This is a genomic window from Dietzia sp. DQ12-76 (assembly GCF_014145045.1).
Classification (GTDB): Bacteria; Actinomycetota; Actinomycetes; order Mycobacteriales; family Mycobacteriaceae; genus Dietzia.
This window is the reverse complement of sequence record NZ_JAALDV010000151.1, coordinates 1-3,040: the sequence shown is the minus strand read 5'-3', so window position 1 is coordinate 3,040 and position 3,040 is coordinate 1. Positions and strand designations below refer to the sequence as shown.

3 protein-coding genes are annotated in these 3,040 nt (G+C 72.3%); all 3 read left to right on the top strand.

What is annotated here, in order from left to right; translation table 11 throughout:
* The first annotated feature begins 39 nt into the window (after positions 1-39).
* Complete coding sequence (locus tag G6019_RS06445) at positions 40-651, top strand: urea amidolyase associated protein UAAP2 (RefSeq protein WP_107757901.1); 612 nt, start codon at positions 40-42, stop codon at positions 649-651.
* 40 nt (positions 652-691) lie between these two features.
* Positions 692-2,674, top strand: a complete 1,983-nt coding sequence (locus tag G6019_RS06440; protein WP_182613347.1) for a 5-oxoprolinase/urea amidolyase family protein — start codon at positions 692-694, stop codon at positions 2,672-2,674.
* Positions 2,671-3,040: amidase family protein (locus G6019_RS06435; protein WP_241725906.1), on the top strand; the 370-nt coding region annotated here is incomplete at its 3' end. The genes G6019_RS06440 and G6019_RS06435, both read left to right, overlap by 4 nt.

The window sequence follows — 3,040 nt, the reverse complement described above, 5'->3', positions numbered from 1 at the left end:
ACCACCGAGCCGCGGACCGGTGCCGCCGAGGACCTCGCGCTGGCCGGCGGGGCCGTGGTCGCCGACGAGATCGTCGCCGCCCGGGCCGCATGGTCCCGAGTCCTGCACCGGGGGCAGACCCTGACCATCGTGGATCTCGAGGGCAACCAGGCCGTCGACACCCTGTTCTACGACGCGCACGACCCCACCCGCCGCTACAGCGCCCCGGCGACCGTCGCCGCCCAGGGGTCGATCTTCCTGACCACGGACAGCGTCCTGCGGGACGACGCCGGCGAGCCCCTCGTGACGATCACGGCCGACGAGGTGGGCAACCACGACACCCTCGGTGGCGCGTGCTCGCAGGAGTCCAACACCTTGCGGTACGGCCACCACACCCGACACCAACACGCCTGCGTGGAGAACTTCCTCCGCGAGGGCGCCCGGCACGGACTCGGCAAACGGGACCTGGTCCCCAACGTCAACTTCTTCATGAACGTGCCCGTGGATCCCGACGGCACCCTCGGGATCGTGGACGGTCTCTCCGCGCCCGGCAAGCGCCTGGCGCTGCGTGCCGACCGCGACGTGATCGTCCTGGTCTCCAACTGCCCGCAGATCAACAACCCGTGCAACGGCTTCGACCCCACGCCGGTGCGGATGATCGTCACCGCCTGAGCCCGCCGCCCGCGACACCGCCACCACAGGAGACGTCACCATGACCCGCCTCGAGATCCTCAACCCGGGACTCATCACCACCGTCCAGGACTGGCCCGGCCGCATCGGGTACTGGGGCGTGGGCGTCCCGCCGTCCGGTGCGATGGACGACTACTCGCTGCGCCTGGCCAACACGGCCGTGGGTAACCCGGAGGGTGCCGCCGGCCTGGAGTGCACCCGGGGCGGCCTCAGGGTCCGGCCGGATGCCGCGGTCACGGTCTGCGTGGGCGGGGCGCACGTGCGGCCCACGGTGGACGGCCGCCCGGTGGCCCAGTGGAAGCCGGTCCATCTGGAGGCGGGATCCGTGCTCGACATCCCGGTGCTCGACGGGCCGGGTATGCGTGTCTACGTGGCGGTCGCCGGTGGCATCGAGGTGGAGGAGTATCTCGGGTCGTCGTCGACCTTCACCCTCGGGCGGTTCGGGGGACACGAGGGACGCACCCTCGCGACGGAGGACACCCTCGCCGTCGGGGAGCCCGGACCGGGCGAGCCGCGCCGGATCCTCGCCGACGAGGTCCCGGCCATCGGCCACCACTGGCACATCGCGGTGGCCGAGGGGCCGCACGGGGCACCGGAGTTCCTCACCCGCGCGGGGATGGACGAGCTCTACGCGGCCAGCTACACGGTGCACTTCAACTCGGACCGCACCGGGGTCCGGCTCGAGGGGCCACGACCGAAGTGGGCCCGACCCGACGGCGGGGAGGCCGGCCTGCACCCGTCGAACGTGCACGACAACGCCTACTCGGTGGGGGCCCTGGACTTCACCGGGGACACCCCGATCCTGCTCGGCCCGGACGGCCCGAGCCTGGGGGGATTCGTCTGCCCCGTCACCGTGGTCAGCGGCGACCGGTGGAAGCTCGGGCAGCTCGCCCCCGGGGACACCGTGCGGTTCGTCCGCGTCAAGGTCGATGCCGTCGGCGGCCGCACCGGGATCGCCGGTGCGCGGGGGGCCGGTCGCCCGTACGTCCTCGGTGACGGCGGTGACCGCGACGACGGCGTGCTGGGCCGCGGTCACACCGCCGACGGGGGGACCGAGGTGACCTACCGTCGGGGCGGCGACGACAACGTGCTGGTGGAGTACGGGCGCATGGAGCTCGACCTCGAGCTACGCGCCCGAGCTCACGCCCTGTATCTGCACCTTCAGGCGAACCCCGTGCCCGGTCAGCAGGACCTCACGCCCGGCATCCGCTCCCTGCAGGTCAAGATCACGCCCGGCGACAGCACGATCGGCGCCACCCTGGCGGCATTGCGGGAGGCCGAGGCGGCCCTGCCCGCCGCCGAGGACCTCGCGGTGTCGAGCAGACGCGTCCGGCTGCCGCTGAGCTGGGACGACCCCGCCACCAAGGAGGCGATCGAGAGGTACATGTACGGCGTGCGCGACGACGCCCCGTGGTGCCCGTGGAACATCGAGTTCATCCGCCGGATGAACGGCCTGGAGACCGCCGACGACGTCTACCGCACGGTCTTCGACGCCGAGTACATGGTGCTCGGGCTCGGGGACGTCTACCTCGGCGCCCCCGTGGCCACGCCGCTCGACCCGCGCCACCGACTGGTGACGACCAAGTACAACCCCGCCCGGACATGGACCGCGGAGAACTCCGTCGGCATCGGCGGCGCGTACCTGTGCATCTACGGGATGGAGGGGCCGGGCGGTTACCAGTTCGTGGGCCGCACCACCCAGGTGTGGAACCACCGTCACCCCGAACCGGCGCCGGGCTTCGACCCCGAGCACCCGTGGCTGCTGCGGCACTTCGACCGCATCTCCTGGTACCCCGTCACCTCCGAGGAACTGGCGGACCTCCGCGCCGACACCGCCGCCGGACGAGGCCGCGTCGACATCACCGACGACACCTTCTCGCTGGCCGAACACACCGCGTTCTGCGAACGGGAGGCCGAGTCGATCGCCTCCGCCAGACGCCGGATGGAGCACGCCCGCGCCGAGGAATTCTCGCGCTGGGCCGCCAGTGGGGAGCTGAGCGCATGAGCACCGAGACGACCGGGACCGACCTGAGGGCACGCGCCGAGGCGGAGGTCGACCACGTGTTGGAGCGACTGGCCGAGGCCGACCGGCCCGAGGTGTTCATCCAGGTCCGACCGCGTGAGGAGCTGGTGGACGACATGACGGCCTCCCTCGCCGCGGGGGGCCCGCTCGCCGGGATGACACTGGCGGTCAAGAACAACGTCGACGTGGCGGGGGTGCCCACCACCGCCGCGTGCCCCGGGTTCGCCTACCAGCCCGATCGGGACGCGGTGGCCGTCGCGCGCCTCCGCGCGGGCGGAGCGGTGGTGCTGGGGGTGACGAATCTCGACCAGTTCGCGACCGGCCTGGTCGGCACGCGCAGTCCGTACG

Bases quoted from the DNA above. Each gene is read 5' to 3' on its own strand.
- G6019_RS06440 (WP_182613347.1), top strand. From the start codon at position 692: ATGACCCGCCTCGAGATCCTCAACCCGGGACTCATCACCACCGTCCAG.